Source organism: Pseudarthrobacter sp. fls2-241-R2A-127, from assembly GCF_030209355.1.
In the GTDB taxonomy this organism is placed as follows: domain Bacteria; phylum Actinomycetota; class Actinomycetes; order Actinomycetales; family Micrococcaceae; genus Arthrobacter.
Genome location: NZ_JARVSF010000013.1, coordinates 114089 through 135279, shown reverse-complemented (window position 1 = coordinate 135279; position 21191 = coordinate 114089). Strand labels below are relative to the sequence as shown.

Here is a 21191-nt window from a genome sequence, read left to right as displayed (position 1 = left end):
GGAAATGGAGCTCTTAGCGCGGTGTTGGGCGCTAGATTCGTTCCAGGTAACGTGCGATTTCGAAGTCGGTGACACTGGTCTGAAGCTTGCGGAGCTCCCAGCGCCTCGTCTGGACGTAGTGGGTAACGAACGTTTCGCCGAAGTACGCCTTGGCGACCTCGCTTTTCTCGAACTGTTCGATGGCCTGGTCGAGTGTTCCGGGCAGCTGCTTTACCTGGTGTCCTTCCTCCAGGGCGTAAGCGTTTCCTACCACCCGCTCCGGGGCAGTCAGTTCCTGCTCCACGCCGTGCAGGCCGGCGGCGATGCTTGCGGCGATGACCAGGTAGGGATTGGCGTCAGCGCCCGGTACCCGGTTTTCGATGCGTGCAGCACTGCCCTTTGACGGAATGGACCTGATTGCGACCGTACGGTTGTCGAGCCCCCAGGTGGCGCTGGATCCGGCCCACTGACCACCTTCGGTCCGCTTGTAAGAGTTGATGGTGGGCAGGTAGACGGCCGTGAGCTCCGGCGCCGTCTCGACGACGCCCGCCAGGTAGTTGTACCCGATGGCGCTCAGTTCGCCGGGCTCGTCGGCATTGGCGAAAGCTGACTTGCCAGATTCCGGATCCCAAAGGCTCTGGTGCATGTGTCCGGAAGAACCGGCCCACTCCGGGTTGATCTTGGCCATGAACGATGCCGTGTAGCCGGCTTCAGCTGCAGCCTCCTTGACGGTGGCTTTAAGCCGGAGGGCGTTGTCCGCGGCTGCGAGAGCATCCGAATAGTGGATGTTCATCTCGAACTGGCCTGGACCGTTTTCACTGTTGCTGGCCTCGATGAAAATGCCCTGCTCAGACAGGCGGCGTCGGATCTCACCGATGAGGAACTCGGTGCCTGTGTCCCTGACAAGGCTGTAGGTATGGCTGCCCGCCGTGATGGGGGTCAGGTCGCGCCAGTCCTTGGCGGCCAGGTCCGTCGGAGTGCCTTTGAGCAGGTAGAACTCGAACTCGTAGGCGCAGACTGGCGAGTATCCAAGGTCTTCGGCTTTCTGCACGACCCGCTTGAGAATGCTCCGGGGACAGATTGCCGCAGGCTCGCCCGACATCTCGTAAGCGTCGCAGATGACGGAAGCCACGCCGGGTTCCCCGGGAACGACCTTCAGGGTACTGAGATCGGGGAGGAGCGTCACGTCAGGGTAACCCGTGTCCCACCCCGTGTAGCTGAGATCAGAAATGATTTCGTCCTGAATGTCCCAGCCGAAGATGATGTTGCAGATATTCGTTCCGCTCTCAGCGACACTTTCCAGGAAGTACCTGGCAGGGATGCGCTTGCCGCGCCAAACACCGTCGAGGTCCACCACGCCCACTTTGAACGTTTTGATGTCGTTGTCGGAGACGAACTTTTGCAGTTCGTCATGCGCTGACGCCGCTGCGGATTGATCCTGCATGTCGATTGCCTCGAGTTCTTGGAGATCCTCCGGGACCTGTGTGATGGGATTCACTGTGTACCTCTTATCCTCATTGATATTGCTTACTAAAAACACTAAGAGCGGGATCCTATTGGCGTATGTGCAAGCTGCACATCATGATTGCCGGCTACATGCATGCGGTAAGGCAGATCACATCCAGAGCCGTACGTAGGCCAAGACTTTTTTCGAGTCCTGCCGAGTATCCGGGACACGAAAGCCCTGGTACTGGGCAGGGTTCAGATGGGGCCTAGTAGACGTCCTTGACGTAACGGCCCTCAGTCTTCATGGACTGCACGTAGTCGTACGCCTTTTCGCGGGTCATTGCGCCGTGGCTGCCCAGCACCGCCAATAGGGCTTCGTCGATATCAGGTGCTATCTGTTTCCCACCGCACACATAGACGGAAGCTCCGTCCGATAGCCAGGCAAAGATGTCTTCACCTTCTTCGCGGATCCGGTCCTGGACGTAGACCTTGCCCTGTTGATCCCGGGAGAAAGCCAGGCTGAGGCGGTCCAGCACACCGTTGCTCTGCAGTTCTTCCATTTCCGCCTGATAGAGCCAGGAAGGCCTTTCATGGCGGTCCCCGAAGAACAGCCAGTTCCGGCCCCGGGCTTGTGAGACTTCACGGTCACGGAGGAATCCGCGGAACGGGGCAACTCCGACACCTGGACCGATCATGATCACATCAGCTGAGCTGTCCTTGGGCAGGTGGAACTCGTGCGCGGGCAGCGGGAACACTTTCATAGCTTTTTTGGTGCGTGCGGCGGACTGGAGGAAAGCGCTGCACGCCCCCGAGTGCCGGCGCCCGGCGGTCTCGTATCGCACAGAGGAGACCGTCAAGTGGACGCGGTTGCCGTCGGCGAGGGGACTGGAGGCGATGGAGTACGACCGGTGCTGCAGAGGCCTCAGCTTTGAGAGGAACTCGCCGGGGTCGACATCTGTTGTCCGGGTTTCCTGCAGCACGTCCAGCATGTCCCGTCCCCACAGCCAGTTCTCCAGCGCGTTCCGGTCACCGGACTCGACCAGGTTCCGCACGGGATGATCCGGTGCGAGATCTTCAACGAGCCAGGCAACGATGCCCAGGTGGGGCAGCCGAAGCTCATAGTCGTTTTGAAGCGTCTCGCGTACAGTCTTGCCGTCCTCACCGAACGCCTCGCTGCCCTCGAGGCCAAGGAATTCGAGGAGGTTTTCCACGAGCTCGATGGAGTTGGTGGGGATTACGGCAAGTGAGTCACCTGGCCGGTAGTTGCGGCTGTCGCCGCTGACCTCAAGCTCATAGTGCCAGACCTCTTTTTCGGACTCTGGAGCGCTTAGGAGGCGGGCCTCGACGACGGTGGCAGTGTCAGGTTCCCGGCGTGTGCTTTTGGGCTGCTCGGCGGGGTTTGCTCCTGGAACAGTGGAGTCTTGCGGGCTGTTGTCCCGCTTCTTGGGAACAACTGTCGTGAAGGTCTCGAGCATGCCCTTGATCCACTTGCCTGACGTCAGGTCATAGTCGACATCGCAGTCGAGGCGGTCGAGGATTCTCTTGCCGCCGAGTTCGCCAAGGCGCTCGTCAAGGTCGATGCCGGCTTTGCAGAAGTCTTCGTACATGGAGTCGCCAATGGCAAGGACTGCGAAGGGAACGTCCCTGAAGAGGTCTGAGCCGGCGCTTTGAAGCTGATCCCAAAACGGTTGCGCGTTGTCCGGCATGTGGCCGTTGTCGTGTGTGGCGGTAACGATCAACAGGCGGTCCTTGCGTGCCGCATCTTGCGGGGTCAGCATGTCCAGGCTCATAAGCTCGGCTGAGTAACCCTGGCCGTTTGCCTTGTCCACGATCTTGGACGCAAGGAACTCAGCGTTCCCGGTCTGGCTGCCGTAGAGGACGCTGAGGGTCTGCACGGCGGTGTCTGTCTCACTGGATACTCCGGATGAGGTGCCTTGGTTGGTCCGAACCAGCTCCCCTGTGTCAGTTGTCACGGTTCTGTCCTTACAAATACGGTCTTGAGTTCTGTGTATGCCTCGATGGCAGCTTGGCCCAGTCCGCGGCCGATGCCTGACTGTTTGAAGCCGCCATAAGGTGTCTGGATTCGAATTGATGAGTTTGAGTTGACCGAGAGAGTCCCGGACTCGAGTGCCCGCGCCGTCCGCAGGGCCTGGCCGACGTCGTTGGTCCAGATGGAGCCGCTCAGGCCGTAGATTGAGCTGTTGGACAGCGCGATGGCTTCCTCTTCGGTGTCGAAGGGAATCACCGAGGCGATGGGGCCGAAAATTTCCTCGGTTGCCACCCGGCTCTTGGGGTCGGGGGCGATGACGATTCTGGGTGCCATCCAGAAGCCGGGGCCATCCGGTGCTTCACCGGCGGTGACGACGTTGAGCCCGTTTTCGAGGAAGCTGGAAACGGTGTCGCGGTGGGCAGCCGATACCAGCGGTCCGAGGTTGGTCTTGTCGTCCAGCGGGTTACCGATTTTCAGTGCCCGCGTAGTTTCGATGAATCCCTCAACGAACTCGTCGAAGATTCCCCGCTGCACGAGAAAGCGGCTGCGTGCACAGCAGTCCTGGCCCGTGTTGTCGAAGACCGACATCGGGGCTGCCCGCAGACACTTGGCGAGGTCGACGTCGTTGTAGACAATACTGGCGGACTTCCCGCCGAGCTCAAGAGAGACTCTTTTCATCGTCGTTGAAGCCGCTTGGACGATGGACCGGCCGACCTCGGTGGAACCAGTAAAACTTACTTTGTTAACATCCGGGTGTTCAGCGAGGGCATTGCCGATCCGGGCGCCCGAACCTGTGAGAACCTGAAGCGCGTCTCCGACGACGCCCAGTTCCTTCACGATTTCACCAAATCGGACAGTTGACAGGGGGGTAAGGGCGGCGGGTTTCACAATCACGGAATTGCCGCTGGCCAGTGCCGGCGCGATACTCCAGGATGCGATAGGCAGAGGGAAGTTCCAGGGGGCAATTACGGCCACCACGCCCAGCGGCTCGCGGAAAGTCATGCTGACGCCGCCGTCGACGGGAATGGTGTCTCCGAGGATCTTGTCCACCGTTCCGGCGTAGTACTTGAAGCACTCGGCGACACCAAGAACTTCCTGTCGGGCCGCCGCCAATGGCTTACCAACGTCGGTGGATTCGAGTAAGGCCAGTTCGTCGCTGTGAGCGATGACAGCATCGGCAATAGCCCAGAGGGCATCACGGCGTTCAGCCAGTGGCTTGCGGACCCAGGCGCGCTGGGCGGCCCGTGCGCGTTCGACCGCTGCATTCACGTCCGGCAGGTCGTAGGCGGGCACCTCGCCTATCTGTTCTTCTGTAGCGGGGTTGTAGACCGAAATAACGCTGCTCATAATCGGGTGCTCCTTCAGGAGAAGTGGGTTTTGTCGAAAATTTCCTAGTCCCGTGTGGAGTCTGGGAAGCTCCGTTAGTTCCGACAATGCCTGAGGAAACTGCGGCCAGCGAGTGCTGGGAGCACCACGATAACTAGCTGTATGTGCGTGGTGCACATTCCAGAAACTCTTCGGTCATCGGACCGCGTCCATTCTTTTGCCAGCCGGTAGCTGTGCATCAAGACCATGCGCAGGACGGATGTATGTGCAGGCTCAACACCGCAAACCCTGGGGTAACTCCTACGCTGTAATCCAATTCACAGTGACGTTCGGCAAGGGGGCCGGCCCCACTTGTGGGTTCCGCGATGCCGTTCAATTCCGCCTTGTCGAAGGCATCGCGATGACACTCAGCTTCTACGTCCAGGAGGGACGAATGGCAATTAAAGATGTTAAATTTGAGCCGGTGGATGCGGGACCGAACAGCATATTGAGCCCGGACCGATTGCTCAGCAGGGGCCTTGGAGTCCGGTCGATCGTGTTCATGGTTGTGGCGGGAGCTGCGCCCATGACAGCTGTCGTGGCTGGTTGGCCTGTTGTCGTTTCTGCATCGGGAAGCACGGGCGGTCCGCTGTTCTTCCTTATCGCGACCGCTATTCTGTTTCTGTTTGCCGTTGGCTTTACGAGGATGACGCCCTTTGTAAAAAATGCTGGAGCGTTCTATTCCTACATCCAAACGGGGCTGGGCCGGGGTGTTGGCATGGGGGCTGCCACTTTTGCGCTCGGAACATACTTGCTGCTGTTTCTTGCGTTGTGTTCATACCTGGGATCAGCGGCCCAGACCACGGTTCACGATCTGGGCGGTCCGGATCTTCCCTGGTGGCTGTGCAGTCTGGTGCTGATGGCAACCTGCGGTGCTCTTGCTTACCGGGACGTCGAGCTCTCCGCCAAGGTGCTGGGCGTGGTCCTGGTCATCGAAACAGTCGTTCTGCTGGCAGTAAACATCGGGGTGATTGTCCACGGCGGCGCGGAAGGTTTGAGTGGTGACTCGCTGTCCCCCGCGCGTTTGGGCGAAGGTGTCCCGCCTCTGGGCGTCATGTTTGCCTTCTTCTCGTTCATCGGTTTTGAGGCCACCGCCGTCTTCCGGAACGAAGCACGTGACCCCGATCGCACTATCCCTCGGGCAACCTACATCGCCGTTATCGGCGTCGGCATTTTCTACACTTTCACTGCCTGGGCCTTGCAGGCGGGAGTCGGAAGCAGCCAGATCGTCGAAGCCGCGACGAATGATCCCACCAGCATTGTGGTAGGGCTCGCGGGACAGTACGTGTCCCCGCTCCTTGCCACCCTGCTCCAGGTTTTCCTCATCACCAGCCTTTTCGCCTGTATCCTCACCTTCCAGAACGTACTGACCCGGTACCTCTTTACCCTTGGTACTCAAGGTGTTCTTCCGTCTGGACTTGGTGCAATCCACCCACGTCACCACGCTCCGTCCAGGGCAGCCTTGATCGTCTCGGTAGTTGCGATAGCACTGCTTGGTGTCGAGGCGATCATCGGGCTCGACCCGGTAACGCAGGCCTACACCTGGTTCTCAGGCTCGGCCACATTGGGCATCGTTGTTCTGATGGCTCTCACGTCACTCGCGGTGATCGTGTTCTTCCGGAGGAATGCACACAACAAGAAGGTCTGGGGCACGTTGCTGGCCCCCGCGCTTGCCCTTCTCGGACTCGGGGGAATTGTCTTTCTGGTCCTTCAGAACTTCGGGCTTCTCGTCGGCGGCGACTTGGCGGCGGGAATACTGTTGGCGCTCATGGCCGCACTCTTCCTGGGAGGCGTGACTACCGCGCTGGTTATGCGATCCAAGCGGCCGGCGACGTATGCCGCACTGATTCCGGCAAGTTCCAGCAGCGAGGAAAGATCTACAGCGAGCTAAGAAAAGAAGATCTATCTCCGTAGCTTCCGTCGCACAGGTCTTCTTGGGGCGATCGTAACGGTGTCCGGTCGCGCAAAGCGCGGCCGGACACTCGCGCCCATGGACAAAAGGATCTTCCAGAGATTTCTCTACCCGTCACTGCATTTAGTGAGCTGCTAGAGCAGCTGCCGATATTTAGGAGCTTCCCATTTCCGACAGCGCACTGTTAAAGCAAATCATCGACAGGAAGTACCCGACAGTTGCCTACGGCGAAGGCGTCTTCCTGTATGACACGGAAGGGCGCCAGTATCTGGATGGTTCAAGCGGCGCCATGACCGCCAGCATTGGCCACGGTGTGGAGGAGATTGCTGAGGCGGTGAAAGAACAGTGCCGCCGCGTGGCTTTTACGTATAGAACCCAGTTCACCAACCTGCCCGCTGAAGAACTTGCCCGCCGGCTCACCGACATTGCTCCCGGGGACCTCGATATGGCTTTTTTCGTCAATAGCGGGTCAGAAGCATCCGAATACGCCATCCGCACCGCAGTGAGCTACTGGCGCGAAAGGGGGCTCCCAGGCAAAGTCAAAATCCTTGGCAGGACCATCAGCTATCACGGCATGACAATGGGCGCCCTGTCGATGTCCGGGCATGCAGCACGTCGCCCCGACTACGGATCCTTGCTGCATGCGTTCTCCTTCGCCCCGCCGGCCTACGCATACCGCTTCGCCCTGCCAGGCGAGAGCGAGGAAGCGTACGCTGCGCGGGCTGCGAAAGCCTTCGAAGATGCCATTCAGAAGGAGGACCCCGGCACAGTCGCGGCAGTCATCGTCGAACCAATCGTAGGAGCCGCCGGCGGAGTCCTCACACCTCCAGCGGGCTACTTCGCCCGGCTTCGGGAAATCTGTGATCGGCTGGACGTGCTGATGATCATCGATGAGGTCATTACCGGAATGGGGCGCACGGGCGACTGGTTCGCGAGTTCCTACGAGGACGTCGTGCCGGACCTTCTTCTTATCGGCAAAGGAATGAGTGCCGGTTACTCCCCTGTTGCTGCCGTCTTGCTGCGGAGCCACATCGTTGAGTCGTTCAGAGAGGGCAGCGGCGTCGCGCCGTTCGGCCACACCTTCTCGGGGAACCCCCTGGGGGCAGCAACCTGCCTGGCGGTCCTGGACTTTATGGAACGCGAGGATATCCTAGCGAACGTCCGGCAACGGGGGAAGCAGCTCGAGGAGGGTCTGCTCTCCCTGGCAACAAGGTACCGCTGCATGGCAGATGTCCGTGGGCGGGGCCTGCTCTGGGGCTTCGAGTTCGTTATGGACCAGGAAAGCAAGCAGGCACCCGATCCTGCGCTGGGAGCGGCCAACGCATTCGTGCAGGAATGCCTGGCCCAAGGGCTCATTGTCTATCCGGCCGGTATCGCCCCGCTGAACAACGCCGTGATCCTGTCCCCGCCCTTGGTGATCACCGAAGAGGAGACACGCGTACTGCTGGCGAAGCTGGAGAAAGCCCTCCGCGCCATGGAACGCCACGTTAAGCGCTGGGCAACCGTGGGTGACGACCGGCATGGATCCCGAGTTGGAACCGGAAGCTGACTCTCATCCCGGCCGTTCCACAGTGGAGCCGGAGGTCAGGTTGCACATAGTGGTCGTAAAGGCTGTTCCCTCCACACACTTTTGAAACTCGACCAGGGCTGAAGATGGTCGAAGCGACCCATCTGCCAGCACCTCAACCATCAAGGAAGCCAAGTGACTACACCGATTCTTGCCGCCGTGCTGGAAAAGCCCGGAGCCCCTCTTCAGATCCGCGAACTGCTGCTTGACGATCCGGAGGACAATGAGGTTCTCATCCGGACTGAGCGAGTGGGCCTTTGCCACAGCGATCTGCACTATATAAAGGGGTCGCTGGATATCTCCCTGCCGGTAGTCCTCGGGCATGAAGTCGCAGGCATTGTCGAGCGCGTCGGTTCTGCGGTCACAAGAATTAAGACCGGTGACCGGGTCGTGGCAACGGTCACCCCCTCCTGTGGGGCATGCCGCAACTGCATAAGCGGGCGCCCGACCCAGTGCGAACGGGTCGACTCGATGCGTGAGCGGCATCGACCCAGGCTGCTCGCACCTGATGGATCAAGCGTTGAGTCGCTCGGCGGTATCGGCGCATTTGCAGAAGCCTTCCTTGTGAAGGAGGCATCCGTTGCAGTGGTCGGCTCGTATCTGCCTCCCCAGGTGGCGTGTCTTCTCGGTTGCTGCATTAGTACAGGAGTAGGCGCGGTTATTCACGGCGCAAAGGTAGGGCCAGAGGATACTGTTGCCGTAATCGGTTGCGGCGGTGTCGGCATAGCAGCCATTCAAGGTGCCAGGTTGGCTGGGGCACGACGAATCATTGCCATTGACGCCGTGCCGGCGAAGCTGGAGCTCGCCCGCAACTTCGGTGCCACGGACACTGTTGTCTCATCACCCGACCCGACAGAAACACTCATCCAGGTCCGATCACTACTTCCCCAAGGTGTCAGCCATGCAATCGAGGCCGTGGGCCGCAGCCAGACAGCGGAACTCGCCTTTTCGCTCCTGAGCCCGAACGGAACCGCCACCATCCTCGGTCTCATGCCCACAGGGTCCGAACTGCGTATCCCCGCAGATGCACTCGTCTACGGCGACCGACACCTGCAAGGCGCCTACATGGGCGCGAACAGGTTCCTCAGCGACGTCGACATGTTCACGGACCACTACCTGAACAACCGACTGGATCTCGATGCAATGGTCACCAAGGAACTGCCCTTCGAACGTATCAACGAGGGATTCGAAGCGATGGCAGAAGCCTCGACGATCCGAGTTGTGCTGAACATGACCGACAGGCAATCGTGATCCGGGCAACCTGAAGACCATTCAACAGCTGACTATTACGCCGATCATGATCTGATTTTCCGCCACGGCCAGCGTCGGAACGAAAGCTGCGCAACATGGCGCTGCAAATCCTCCCGAACATAAACGGTCAACGTCAAGGCTCAGCCCCTGCCGTCGCTGGTCCCGGACGACAAAGACAACAACGAAAACCAGAGGAGCACCTTGAATGACTGCTGAAGGACTAACACAACTGACCGCTATCACCCCCGACCTTGTCGAGCAACGCTCCTTTGTCGATGGCGCATGGCTGCAGCTCGACGAAAACGGCCGCTACCTTACCAACCCAAATACGGGCGAACCTCGGCAGCCGATGCGAAAGACCGGAAAGGCTGACGTCGAGTGCGCACTCGCCGCAGCGGCGACACTGCACGAGTCCGGGACGCTTGAAGACATCAAACTCCGGGACCGTCTTAAGCTCCTGACGAAGGTAGCCGCATCTCTCGATGCTCAGAGCGAAGAAATCGCGCTGCAGGACAGCATCAACACGGGAGTCCCTATCCGGACCACTCGCCTGATTGCCGGTGCACTCGGGGACAGAGTCCGGGGTACTATCGCTGAAGCGGAGCAGCTTGGCGAGTCGGAGACCCTGGACGGCGGTGACCGGTCTGTGGTCATCCTGCGCAAGCCCCTCGGCCCGGCCCTCATCGTTGGCCCCTGGAATGCTCCAACCTTCACCGTGGTAGGCAAGGTGGCGGCAGCAATGGCGGCTGGCTGCCCGGTCATCCTCAAACCCTCCGAGAACGCCCCCGGAGGTTGCCAGCTCTTCGCCGAATCGATCGTCGCCGCCATGACCGAACTCGATTACCCGAGCGCCGCGTTTCAACTGGTTCATGGGAATTCGGAGACAGGATCACTGCTGACTTCGGATCCCCGCATCGAGGCTCTTTCGTTTACCGGCGGCGATTCGGCAGGCCGCACAGTCGCGCAGGCTGCAGCGTCCAATCTCGCTGTCATGCAGATGGAGCTCGGATCCAACAATCCCGTGATCATTCTGGATGATGCCGATGTCAGCTCAGCGGCACAGTCCATTGTGCAGGGCATGACCCGTCTCAATGGCCAGTGGTGCGAGGCGCCCGGCAAGGTACTGGTTGACGGGTCGATTCACGACCGTTTCGTTGAAGCTATGAAGTTCGAACTCAGTAAGCTTCGGGTAGGAAATGCCTTGGATGAGACAACGCAAGTGGGTCCCCTGGCGTTTGAGCGGCAGCGTGATGGTTTGAAAGCCGCCGTGAATCGACTCCTCGAACTGGGGGGAACGCTGGTCACTGGCGGCGACCTACCGGATCTAGACGGCTGGTTCCTGGCACCGGGGATGATTGTCGGATGTCCCGCCGGAGCCGCCACGGAAGAACTCTTCGGGCCGCTGGTCACGGTACATTCCGTGCATTCCGTTGAAGAGGCGCTTAGCCATGCAAACGGACCGGCAACCGGTCTTGATGCCTACGTATTCGGTGGCGACGAAACACGGGCCATCGACGTTGCATCCCGTATCCGTGCCGGGGAGGTCCGCATCAACGGCACGTTCATGAGCGACCTGGCCGGCAATTCGCGCCAGAGTTTCTGGGGTACCAGCGGTATCGGAGGCCACGGTCCCCAGTACGGCGTACGCTTCTTCACCGGCGACCGCGTGGTTGGCGTGGACAGGACGGATTTCCCGCTCTAGGGGCCATATCCGACCCCAAAAGCGTAGGCGAGGCTGCACTGGGCCTGGGACAAAGATTCCGGGAACGTGACGCGTGGCTCAGACGGGGGCTCCGCGTCCTCTCGGGAAAGCAGCAGGCCAAGGCCTTGGCAACATGAGACGAGAAAGTCCTTCAATGACAGATACTTCAACGACAGATACGGTGCGGCTTTCAACGCTGAGCTTCCTTGAGGGCGCCGCAGCGGCGATCCCGGCCTTTGAAACCGACCTGGTCGATTTCCGTAGGGAAATGCACGCCGATCCTGAAGTCGGCCTGTATCTGCCCCGCAGCCAAGCCCGGGTCCTTGAGGCACTCAAGGGACTCGATCTCGAAATAAGCCTGGGAAAAGCAGCCTCGTCCGTGGTAGCGGTACTACGTGGCGGGGCCACCCAGGCCCCCGTCGGGAGCCGCCCCACTGTACTACTCAGAGGCGACATGGACGCCCTTCCTCTGGCTGAAAAGACGGGGATATCCTTTGCCTCGACCAATGGAGCGATGCATGCCTGCGGCCATGACCTGCATACAGCGGGCCTGATTGGTGCCGCCCGCCTGCTCTCGTCCGTACGTGACAGCCTGACCGGCGACATCATCTTCATGTTCCAACCGGGGGAGGAAGGACATGACGGGGCCCGCATCATGCTGGAGGAAGGCGTTCTTAACGCAGCCGGGAGGCGGCCGGATGCTGCCTACGCCCTGCATGTCGTTTCGGACATCCCGTCAGGCGTGTTCACGACCCGGGCCGGCTCCTACATGGCAGCCTTCGGAGATCTGTCCGTCAAGGTTATCGGGCGTGGTGGGCACGGTTCGCGCCCCTTCCAAGCTCTGGATCCCATACAGGTAGCTGCTGAAATGCTTGGCGCGCTACAAACGTACATCACCCGGCGATTCAACGTTTTTGATCCCGTGGTACTGTCCGTGGGCCAATTCCATGGCGGTTCCGCCTCTAATGTCATACCTGATTCGGCGGAATTCAGGGCCAGCGTCAGGTCTTTCAGCCCCGGTGTCGAAGCGCGGCTCGCACAGGAGTTGCCGGATCTTATCCGGCAACTGGCGACCGCTCATCAGCTGACAGCCGAGGCAACGTTCACTCCGGTTATGCCGGCCACCGTCAATCACGACAGTGACGCCGAACTCTGGGGCAGGACCGCACGGACGTTCTTCGGAGAGCACCGGTTCGTGCCCAGCCCGTCCCCCAGGACCGGCTCTGACGATTTCTCCCGTGTCCTCGTGGAGGTCCCAGGAGCGTACGGGCACCTCGGAGCTGGGTCTCCAGATATCGACCCCATGGAGTGGGCTCCCATGCACTCGCCCAGGGCAGTGTTTGACGACAGTATCCTCGTCGACCAGACACAATTTATGGCGGGCGTGGCGCTTGGAAAGCTCCAGGAGTTGGAGGTCCTGGGGTAGCGCAGTACCGGTCTCGAAGCCCCGAATGGATGGCAGTTCAACCACTATCAGATTGGCGTACAACCCAACCGGACGTCAGACGATCCGCAAAAAATGCGTCAAGATGGGCTCAAAGTGCTCTTCCTTGACACCCAGCGGCTGAATTCTGAGATCTCAATCTGACACCTAGTGGTGGGCAGCACCGCTGTTCTTGTCGGACCTCCTGGTTAGCGTTAAGCCCGACGACACAATTAGGGGGACACATGTTTGACCGAGACACCGACTACCCAACAGCCGTAGCGAGCTACGACGACGAGGGCGTCAGCGCGGCGATCGACTGGTGCGTCGAACACATGCAGACGGATGACACGCTCTCTGTCTGGACGGCACTACAGTCGAACCTCAGCAACTGCGACGCTTTGGAGCGCCTCGTGCAGCGACACAGCAATGTGTCGCATATCACCGGTCGTGGTGGCGGTACGCCACAAGGTACCGGTCCGGTGCTGATGGCTTGGCCGGACATGGACGACATCGGGAAGCTGGTGCGCTACGGCCACGGGATCCGCGCCATCTGCGTCATCACCTGGAACGCCGACCGAATCCGCTCGTGGGTCACGGCGATGAAACCGGACATTCTTGGCGACGGCTCAGACTGGAAGACTCCCTCCGCCGAACTCGACCCGATCATTATGGAGGCTCTGAGAAGCCTGACGCTTACGGTGAACCACAACAACACGATATCGGCCGGCTTTGAGAAGGATCAGGTCGTCGGCGTACTCCTGGCGCTGCGCGACGCCAGAATCCCGATGGACGCCGACGCCATGCAGGGCTGGGCCCTTGCTCACGGGTGGGCCGGCAAGAATCCGGAGCGGCTGGCGCAGTACGTCCGGGACATCAACGGCGGGAAGCGCCCGCGAGCCCGGCACGTGCTCCGTACGGACTATATCGACTACCTGCGGCAGAAGCTGGCATCGGGTGACGATCCTGACGCTGAGGATTAGGAATCGCAGTCGGGTAGTTTCACTACCCCATCTTCTGGCTCCTCTGCGAGTCCGAAGAGCACGGCGATGTCGCTGAGTCGTCATCCCAGCTTTCGTGCATGACGGGCAGGAGCTCGGAAAGGGCTCTGTCTACCCGAGGAGCACCGCTCCGCATGGTGAGAAATGCCCGTCATTACAGGGAACACATCACATCATTACTTAAGGACATACCCCCGGCGGCCCCGTGAGGAGCAAGTGGTGGGCGCCCGCGGCCGCCACCTCCAGCGCCTGGCGCGCGTCCCCCTGCCCGGCGACATCGGCCATGTCGGGACACGGCCCGGCTGCCAAAGGGCCGTCGTCGGCCTCTTCTGCGTCGTCCGGTTCGAAATCCAGGGCGAGCTCTTGCGGGTCCGCCCCGAAGTCGAGGGCCAGCCGGGCAAGCGTGCGGTAACCGCGGACGCTCGCTCCCGGGACGAGGGAAGCCTCGGCAAGGTTCGCCTGCGCCACCACGACGTCCGGGTAGCCGGCCTGCACTGACGCCATCACGGCCGGCAGGATTCCCCGGACGGGCCGGAGCCTGCCATCGAGTCCCAGTTCAGCGATAAAGACCGTGCGCCCCGTGGGCTTGATGTCGTTCGCTGCCCGGAGTACGGCCATGGTGACGGCAAGGGCAAAACCTAGCTATGGCGGTTTTATGAGCGTAGTGTTCACCTCGGTTGAAGCTTCAACCAACGAACCGCTAGAACCGAAGGAAGCAACCGAAATGTTCACCCAGCACATCACCATCGCCAATCCCGCTACGCAGCAGGTTTCCCATCACCCGGAAGTGCGCCGTGGCGACACCGTGGCACTGATCGCCCGCGTTGCCGGTGAGGTCGAGGCCAAGGAGTTCTTCGCCGAGATTTCCGAGAACCCCGACCGGATCGCACCCTACGTCAGCAGCAGCGGCAACGTGGTCGTGGTTTTCTCCGCAAAGCCCGACCCCCGCAACGAGTGGCCAGCCACCTTCTCCGTCGAGCAGCCCGAGCCGGAAAAGCCGGTGCGCCAGGCTGGCAAGCAACTCCGCCGCCGCTGCCTCGAATGCGGCAAGGAAAGCACCGCTGCCGCCATGGGCTACCACATGAAGTCCAGCGGTCACACCGGACTAGAGGACGTAGCGTAAAAGCAAAATCCCAGCGGAGGGCGCGGTAGCCAGCTACCGCGCCCTCTTTCTGTGTCCCTATGATCTTGTTCATGGCACAACAATTCATGAACTTGCACCCCGGCCCCATCGACTCCATTACCGAGCTTCCCCCGAATGATCAGTTCACGGCCTCAGCGATCTTCCGGGCCAGCAACGCCCAGTTGGTGCCCATGCGGGGAACCGTCACAGCGGAGAGCGAGAACATGTACCGGTTCCTGATCGAGAAGGACGGCGAGTCGCTGTCCCTGTGGGCGATGAAGGCAGTTACGAAGAAGGGCTAGCTGATCCATCGCAGGGCGCCGAGCCGACCTGCACGGATCGCACGGCATAGGGGCGGTACAACCCACCAGGAATGATCTTTTTGGATCTTTTAGGACGTCCTGGGGCCTGTTGTGCAGGGATCGGCTTTATTAGTCTTCCTTGCGGATAGCCTTGTCCCGTGGAAGAAACCGAAGAAGCGAAAATAGCTATTGGCCGACTAGTTATAAAAGGGCGTCTAAAGATGGGTTATAAAGCCCAAGCTCCGTTCGCCACTTTTGCCGACGTGGACCTGAAGACGCTACGCAGCCTCGAAACCGGCCAGCGCGCCCCACGGGACGGCACCCGCAGCAAGGTCGAAGCAGCGCTTGGCTGGCGTGAAGGTGTCATCACTGAAGTTCTCGACCACTACGAAATCATCCCGCCCGATGCCCTGACGCTGGAATACATGACACAAGGGCCTCGGAAATCAGTGAGCCGCGCCGCGGACTTGACCGACGAAGAGCTGATCGGGGAACTCGCGTACCGGCTGCGCAGCAGGACCCAAAAGAGTCCATTCTAGGGTTTTGCTTGGGCTTTGATATCCGTTTGTACTGCCTTTTGTAGCACTTCGACTCGTGCCGGCGATCCATCCTTGCTGATCAGGGGCTTCTGTAGGTATTTTCATCCACCCAAAATTTTGGATTTGGGTGTCAAAAACGCGATGTGCATAGCTGGTGCATACCCATGGAGCGCGGGATTGGCTATCCGAGCTAGAGGTTTTTCACCACCCTGCCCCTCGGAATCCGCGCGGCAGGTGTCCCCGGGGGCCGGGTGGGGGCGTTTAGATATTTCATCGTTTCGCCGTTGCCCTTTGGGGCAGGCCACGGGGAGCGGTCAAGCCAGGAGAAGGAACCGACCGCTCCACGCGGTTCTAGGGCGAGTGTATGGTGCAGCACAAGGGGACACCATACACTCGCCGGTCTAGGTCGTACCGGTGAGGTATAGGTCCATCGTGAAGCTGGGGCTGGTGCCTGTGATGGTAGCCACGGCCCGGACGGATGAGCCGATTGGACCAGCGACGACCAGCCTCTGCGTCGTCGCTGCCGTTGCGGCAGTGAAGGCACCCGACGGCAGGTCGTACCATGACACACCGTCGGCCGAATCCTGCAGCTTTACCGTCATGGACGGCGAGGTTCCGGACACGGTCGAGACATTCAAGTATCCGATGACACCCTTGTACCCACCTCCCTGGGTCATGGCGCTGCTCGTCGTCGCCGTGAGCACCTGTCCAACCCAGATAGCGCTGGTGGCGTTTGTTCCCTGGAGCATTGACAATCCCTTCTTTTCCGACTCAGAGCCCGGTAATGATGTTGACAGCCGCTGGACGCTGGACGCCCAGAGTCAGGCGCTCTTCAGCCCTGACACGAACCGATCCGGTCTGGAAATCGGTGCCACTCTGGTTCGACATTTCCAACGTCACTCCACTGCGGACGAAGGCAGTAACGGCTAGGGACGTATTGAGCAAAATCCCTGTGCCGACTGCGATCTGCGTCGTGAGGGCCACAGGAACGCCCCAAAGCTGAGGCACGATTTCGTCGGCTGGATTGCCGAGAAGGTAGTGGCCGTAAGAGTCCTTGATGGTCCTGATCGAGGCCCAGGTGCTCGGGTGGATTATGAAAAGGTCCGGCTCCACGAATTGAGAACCAGAGCGAAGGTCCGCAATTGCAGCGTTCAGGGTATCCAAATCGTTCGTTCCGTACGCTGCCGCGCGAGTGAGTACGCCGCTTGTGTTGAGCAGGCCCCGAATCTGCGGGGCGGTGCCGTTCCCGTTCAACAAGGCGTTGTTTTCGGCGTCCTGAATTTGCCTCGTGATCTCGACGGAAATGTAATCTCGGAAGCTGGGGAAGTCAGCCAGTAATTCGTCGAGGACTACGGTTTGTACAGCCAGCTTCTGAGCGACCAGCGTTGTCTGTGTCGTCGTCAGGACGTTTTCCGGATACGTGCCGCCCATGGCGACGGCGGTAGCCGCCTGCGAATTGGCCGAGTGGGTAATGAATTCAATCGAGGGCCCCGCCATGGGAGCGGTGGGAAACAGATCAAGGAGCCTCTGCGGCTCAAACCGACGTTCTACCAGTCCGATCAACTGCGGGGGAATCTGCTGCTCAGTGACGATAGATTGAGCGCTGTCCTTGGTTATCACGCCCAGTTCAAACCGAGCTCCGCCGCCACCTTTCAGTGATTTGAAGCCGTCGTAGAGTGCTTCGTCCGGGATTTCGAAAGACGGCACGACTGCCCCGCGACGGGCAAGGACGGGGCCATTCGCGGCGGCCGAACCGTTGAAGCTGTCGGCTCCGGCCATCATCATCTTGGCCTGCGTGTGCAGGGCGATGATTGCGTTCTGCTCCTTGATGTCTGCTTCGATGCGGTCGAGCTGACGTTTCTTCTCGACATTCGTCAGCGACTTGTTGTCCACAATTTGGGACGCTTTGGTGCTCAGCTCGCTGATGGCGGCACGGGCAGTTTTGATGGTGCTCATTGGAATTTGATCCAGATTCTGCGGACCCTGGATGATATGTGGACGTGGGCGAGTGCCCTTTGGTGAGCGTCCGACTTTCAGGTCCAGCAGGCGGCAGTGGGCGGCGCGGGCAGCGAGGGGGCAACGGGGGCAGGATGGGTACTGCGCCGGATGCGCCGTCGACTGCGCCATAACGCGGCGACTACGGCGGTTGTGCCGAAAGAGCGTGTGATGCTTGCTCAGGATTTCGATCTATTCAGTTATTTTGCTAGCAGTTTCATTGTAACTTGAAACGTTTCAGGTACGCAGCTTTGAGCGGTCCTGTGTGGACTTTGACCCCGATCCGGCTATAACCACATCGGGGTCGTTCCGTTTGATCCGCTCGGGAAAATCAGAGTCAAAATTTATTCAGATGGGTGCATATAGGTAAACTCGCCTCAAAGCGGGTTCCCGTCCACGTCGTACTCGGCAGCGGGACCGTCCTCTGGCTCGGCCAAGGGGCAGCCGGGTTCATGCGTGACGCCCAGTGCCCTGGCTCCAACGTCGTTGACTTGGTTTACCTCGCGCCTAGGCGTGCAAATCTGGCAGTCGGGGAACTCGCGGAGCTCCTTCTCTGCCTTGATGCGGCGGATCAATTCATGGACCCTACGAGCGCGGCGGTTTCTCATTGTTCTTCCTCCTGTTGCTGTTGTTCGGCCATTGCTGCCAGCAAAGCGCGGACGAGCTGCCGAGCATTCTGCGTGGTCATGGGTAGGCGTAGATTTCCATTCACCAACACCCCGATACCGGGCTGGAAGTTCAGCCCGGACGGCGACGTGATGCGGATGCACGCGGCGTCGACCTGAGCCGTGCTTATCTTGCTGAATTCGTGCGCCTGGGTTCGCGTAATCACTTCTTGTCTTCCTTCTTCTTGTCCTTCTTGGCGGCTCTGATCGCAGCGGCCTTGGCACGCGCCAATTCCGCTTTCCGAGCGTTCGCCACTGATGGCGTCGGCATCGTCGTGAACCGCCACGCATTCTTGCTCATCTCAGTTCTTTCCTTTCTGTCGTTTCGCTGCCCGACGGGCAGCCCTGTTTCTGTTGATGGCATGGAGGGACGGGCAGGTGTCGTCGTGGGCGACAGATAGGAACGTGGCGTTCCCCCTGCTGATCACTGTCACTTCGGCAACGCAGTCCTCGCACGGACGGGCCATAATGCGCGCGGCAAGCGACAGCATCTCGTCGTGCGTGCCGCCGACAATCGTGAGGTCGTTGTTCATTTCCGGTTTCCTTTCATGATGAAAAACTCCCCCAGTTGGCGCGCTCGCGTGGGGGTTGCCCCCACTGCACCAACTGCACCAACTGCGCTGACAGAGTGAAAAAGAGTGAGTGAGTGCATGAGCTATTTCTCCCCAGTTGGTGCAGTTGGTGCAGTTGGCGCGCGCCCAGGGACGTCTGCACCAACTGTGGACAGGTCGGCCCCCGGCAGATGCCAAAATGTCACCCTTGGAAAGCCCAGGGACTTGTGGCCGATCTTGCGCCGAGACTTCGCCCTCTTTAGGGCATCGGCGGAGTGCCCAGCCTTACTTCCCGCCTTCTTGATTTCGGCGCTTGGCGCGACCCCATCCCACAGCTTCAGAAAGTCCTCAAGCCAGTCCGCTGCCTCCCCGGTCGCGCTTCCGTCCTGCTCCTGCTTCATGGCGTCGGCGATCGTGCCTTCCGCCTCTCCCCGCCAGATAAGACGCCCCGTTTCCGCCGGACCCTCGTCCGTGAGGAAACTGAAGCCCTCGATTTCAAACCTCAGGGCAGGCAGGTCGGAACGTCCGAGGTTGTTCTTTGGCGTCCCGAACAGCCGGATGGTTTTCGTGTCATCGTCCGGGTCTGGGACTACCGTGTGAACTGACCGCGCTACGGCAGTGAAAGCCTTGGACCCCATGATCAACTGGAGCGGATCGGTGGAGCCTGACTTGTTGTGATGGATGAGGCCGAGCACAGCCATGCGCGTTCGGTCTGCGACCGCCACGATCGGTTCCAGCGCCTGCCTCACTTCGGCGTCCTTGTGCGTGTCGCGGTCGCCCAGCCGCGAGATCAGCGGGTCCAGCAGTAGCAGCGCGGCGTCAACCTCCCGAGCCGCTGTCTCCGTCGCGTGGTTGTCTCGCGGGAGCCGGAGCCCTACGTGAATCTCGTCGGCGTTGAGTACTTCTACCCGATAGACCCGCCGAAGGTCCGCCTCGGCGGCGATTAGCCTGGGAACGATTGTGTGTTCCCAACTGTCCTCGGTGGCGCACACCAGAACGGCCTTCGGCTCCCCCTCGAACACACCGGGAAGCTCCCCGCGCGTGATCCGAGCGGCCACCCAGTACGCGAGCGTTGACTTTCCGAGGCCCTCCCTTCCAGCGAGCAGCCCGAGCGTCCCGAGGGCCAGCCTGCCCTCCCACAGCCAGCGGACGGGGCGAGGCCGAATGTCCGCCGCTGACGTGAGAACAAGCCGCCTCGTCCCGGCCGTGGACTCCGCTCGATCAGGCAGCGGCACGGCGAAGTCGTGTGCGGCGGACCACCCTTGCGCCCATGGCGGCAGGTTGAGCACTTCGAGAATGTGCTTGTCGCTGCACTTCGCAGCGCCGAAGTCCTCCATCCACACGCGCTCCGCGCACTCATCCCACCCGAAGCGAAGCGACGGCCCATCGTCGGCGTGGCCTGGGCACTGAGCGTAGTCCCCCCTCACCGTCTTACCTGCCGCGCCCAGCGCTGAAAGAAAGCGGTCGTACGGATGCTGCTCTTCGTGGGACAGCGGCACCAGTTCCTCGGGGTGCAGAAGCCGCCCATCCGTGACGCCCCAGTCATAGGTGTCCGCGTCGGGTGTAGATGGCCAGTACATGCAACGCTCCGGGTCACGGCTCCCCCTGTCGAAACACTCGCGACCCAGCCGGTCCATCAGCGCATCAGCCAGAACGATGTACTCTTCGGGCGACACGCTCTCGGACAACGGGACGACGATGCGATAGCGCGGCGAGTCCGATGTGTGCGAGAACGTAGTGTGATATGCGGCCAGCCAGGGCAGCGCCTTCACCCGGTCCGAAAGCCCCAGATCAGCCGTGTCCGCGTCGAGGGTGACGGCCGACCGCGATACGAGATCGCTCCGGCGTCGCCGGTTGCCCTTGAAGACCGCTCCGAGGACGTACAGCCCCACGCCGGTCTTCTCGTCTGTGACGACGGGGTTGCCCAGCCGATCGACGTACTCGCCCCAGCCGATCGTCCCGGCCTTCCATACAGGGCTGCCCACACGTGGTGCAGTAGCGAGCGTATACTGAGTATGCGTAGATCGGGTTTCTGGAAACTCCCTTTCTTCGCCTCCTGTGAAAGGCTCCCCCGGCTTCATGCCCCGAGGGGGCCTTTCTTTTTGCCCGCTCACTCGAAAACCCCGCCGTCTGTGCCGTCGTCCTGGCCAAGCAGAATCGCGGCAACGGCGTCGACCTGCTCAGCGGTCAGCGGCGGAGCGCTTGCCACGATATCCGCGATGCGGGCCTTGTATGCGCGGTTGTTCTCAAGAAGCCGCCGTGCGGCTTCTACCTTCTTCGGGTCAGCGTTATGGCTAGAAGCCCTTGCGGCGCGTGCGACCTCGGTTCGCGCCCGGATGATGTCTGAATGGGGAGAGCGTGGCATAAAAAGAACCGGAAC

The 21191-nt window shown here is 60.6% G+C and carries 19 protein-coding genes and 1 pseudogene; 9 read left to right on the top strand and 11 right to left on the bottom strand.

Features of this window, described 5'->3' with window-relative positions; genetic code table 11:
• Positions 1–31: 31 nt before the first annotated feature.
• From QRN53_RS10880 to QRN53_RS10870, 3 genes are all read right to left on the bottom strand, one after another.
• Positions 32–1477 carry a glutamine synthetase family protein gene (locus QRN53_RS10880; RefSeq protein WP_235009454.1) on the bottom strand — a complete coding sequence of 482 codons (1446 nt, stop codon included), beginning with the start codon at positions 1475–1477 and terminating at the stop codon, positions 32–34.
• Positions 1478–1691: 214 nt separating this feature from the next.
• Positions 1692–3398, bottom strand: a complete 1707-nt coding sequence (locus tag QRN53_RS10875; RefSeq protein WP_056387815.1) for a diflavin oxidoreductase — start codon at positions 3396–3398, stop codon at positions 1692–1694.
• A complete protein-coding gene (locus QRN53_RS10870) occupies positions 3395–4762 on the bottom strand; it encodes an aldehyde dehydrogenase family protein (protein ID WP_110504005.1) in 1368 nt (455 codons plus the stop codon). Before QRN53_RS10870 ends, QRN53_RS10875 begins: the two co-directional genes overlap by 4 nt.
• Before the next feature lie 301 nt (positions 4763–5063).
• Between QRN53_RS10870 and QRN53_RS10865 the strand changes: the two genes are divergently transcribed.
• The 6 genes from QRN53_RS10865 to QRN53_RS10840 all read left to right on the top strand — a co-directional run bounded on the left by QRN53_RS10865 (position 5064) and on the right by QRN53_RS10840 (position 13618).
• Positions 5064–6671: an APC family permease gene (locus QRN53_RS10865; protein WP_235009453.1), complete on the top strand. Its 1608-nt coding sequence runs from the start codon at positions 5064–5066 to the stop codon at positions 6669–6671.
• Positions 6672–6858: 187 nt separating this feature from the next.
• Positions 6859–8241, top strand: coding sequence for an aminotransferase class III-fold pyridoxal phosphate-dependent enzyme (locus QRN53_RS10860; protein ID WP_181423267.1), 1383 nt, complete (start codon positions 6859–6861; stop codon positions 8239–8241).
• A 153-nt stretch (positions 8242–8394) separates the two neighbouring features.
• Complete coding sequence (locus QRN53_RS10855; RefSeq protein WP_235009452.1) at positions 8395–9510, top strand: Zn-dependent alcohol dehydrogenase; 1116 nt, start codon at positions 8395–8397, stop codon at positions 9508–9510.
• Between the two features lie 205 nt (positions 9511–9715).
• Positions 9716–11212, top strand: coding sequence for an aldehyde dehydrogenase family protein (locus QRN53_RS10850; RefSeq protein ID WP_056387826.1), 1497 nt, complete (start codon positions 9716–9718; stop codon positions 11210–11212).
• A 154-nt stretch (positions 11213–11366) separates the two neighbouring features.
• Positions 11367–12638, top strand: a complete 1272-nt coding sequence (locus tag QRN53_RS10845) for a M20 metallopeptidase family protein (RefSeq protein WP_056387828.1) — start codon at positions 11367–11369, stop codon at positions 12636–12638.
• Between the two features lie 242 nt (positions 12639–12880).
• Complete coding sequence (locus QRN53_RS10840) at positions 12881–13618, top strand: DUF1889 family protein (RefSeq protein WP_056387831.1); 738 nt, start codon at positions 12881–12883, stop codon at positions 13616–13618.
• Between the two features lie 210 nt (positions 13619–13828).
• On the opposite strand, the pseudogene QRN53_RS10835 reads toward QRN53_RS10840, so the two are convergent.
• Positions 13829–14275 (bottom strand): annotated as a pseudogene (locus QRN53_RS10835) (magnesium chelatase domain-containing protein); the annotation flags it as partial.
• Positions 14276–14291: 16 nt separating this feature from the next.
• Between QRN53_RS10835 and QRN53_RS10830 the strand changes: the two are divergent.
• From QRN53_RS10830 to QRN53_RS10820, 3 genes are all read left to right on the top strand, one after another.
• Positions 14292–14759 (top strand): hypothetical protein, encoded by a 468-nt coding sequence (locus tag QRN53_RS10830; RefSeq protein ID WP_285244012.1) that lies wholly within the window; start codon positions 14292–14294, stop codon positions 14757–14759.
• 71 nt (positions 14760–14830) lie between these two features.
• Entirely contained in the window at positions 14831–15061 is a 231-nt protein-coding gene (locus QRN53_RS10825; protein ID WP_285244011.1) for a hypothetical protein, read from the top strand.
• Between the two features lie 158 nt (positions 15062–15219).
• Positions 15220–15600 carry a helix-turn-helix domain-containing protein gene (locus tag QRN53_RS10820; RefSeq protein WP_285244010.1) on the top strand — a complete coding sequence of 127 codons (381 nt, stop codon included), beginning with the start codon at positions 15220–15222 and terminating at the stop codon, positions 15598–15600.
• A 401-nt stretch (positions 15601–16001) separates the two neighbouring features.
• Here the strand turns inward: QRN53_RS10820 and QRN53_RS10815 are convergent, their stop codons facing one another.
• From QRN53_RS10815 to QRN53_RS10785, 7 genes are all read right to left on the bottom strand, one after another.
• The gene (locus QRN53_RS10815; protein WP_285244009.1) at positions 16002–16349 is read right to left on the bottom strand and encodes a hypothetical protein; all 348 of its coding nucleotides are present in this window, start codon (positions 16347–16349) and stop codon (positions 16002–16004) included.
• 22 nt (positions 16350–16371) lie between these two features.
• Positions 16372–17556 (bottom strand): phage major capsid protein, encoded by a 1185-nt coding sequence (locus QRN53_RS10810; RefSeq protein ID WP_285244008.1) that lies wholly within the window; start codon positions 17554–17556, stop codon positions 16372–16374.
• A 416-nt stretch (positions 17557–17972) separates the two neighbouring features.
• On the bottom strand, positions 17973–18203 hold the full coding sequence (locus QRN53_RS10805; RefSeq protein ID WP_285244007.1) for a hypothetical protein: 231 nt from the start codon (positions 18201–18203) through the stop codon (positions 17973–17975).
• Positions 18200–18547 carry a hypothetical protein gene (locus QRN53_RS10800; RefSeq protein WP_285244006.1) on the bottom strand — a complete coding sequence of 116 codons (348 nt, stop codon included), beginning with the start codon at positions 18545–18547 and terminating at the stop codon, positions 18200–18202. The genes QRN53_RS10805 and QRN53_RS10800 overlap by 4 nt, the downstream gene beginning before the upstream one ends.
• Positions 18548–18562: 15 nt before the next feature.
• Positions 18563–18793: a hypothetical protein gene (locus tag QRN53_RS10795; RefSeq protein WP_285244005.1), complete on the bottom strand. Its 231-nt coding sequence runs from the start codon at positions 18791–18793 to the stop codon at positions 18563–18565.
• A 122-nt stretch (positions 18794–18915) separates the two neighbouring features.
• Positions 18916–20796 carry an AAA family ATPase gene (locus tag QRN53_RS10790; RefSeq protein ID WP_285244004.1) on the bottom strand — a complete coding sequence of 627 codons (1881 nt, stop codon included), beginning with the start codon at positions 20794–20796 and terminating at the stop codon, positions 18916–18918.
• A gap of 125 nt (positions 20797–20921) precedes the next feature.
• Positions 20922–21176 (bottom strand): hypothetical protein, encoded by a 255-nt coding sequence (locus QRN53_RS10785; protein WP_285244003.1) that lies wholly within the window; start codon positions 21174–21176, stop codon positions 20922–20924.
• Positions 21177–21191 lie beyond the last annotated feature (15 nt).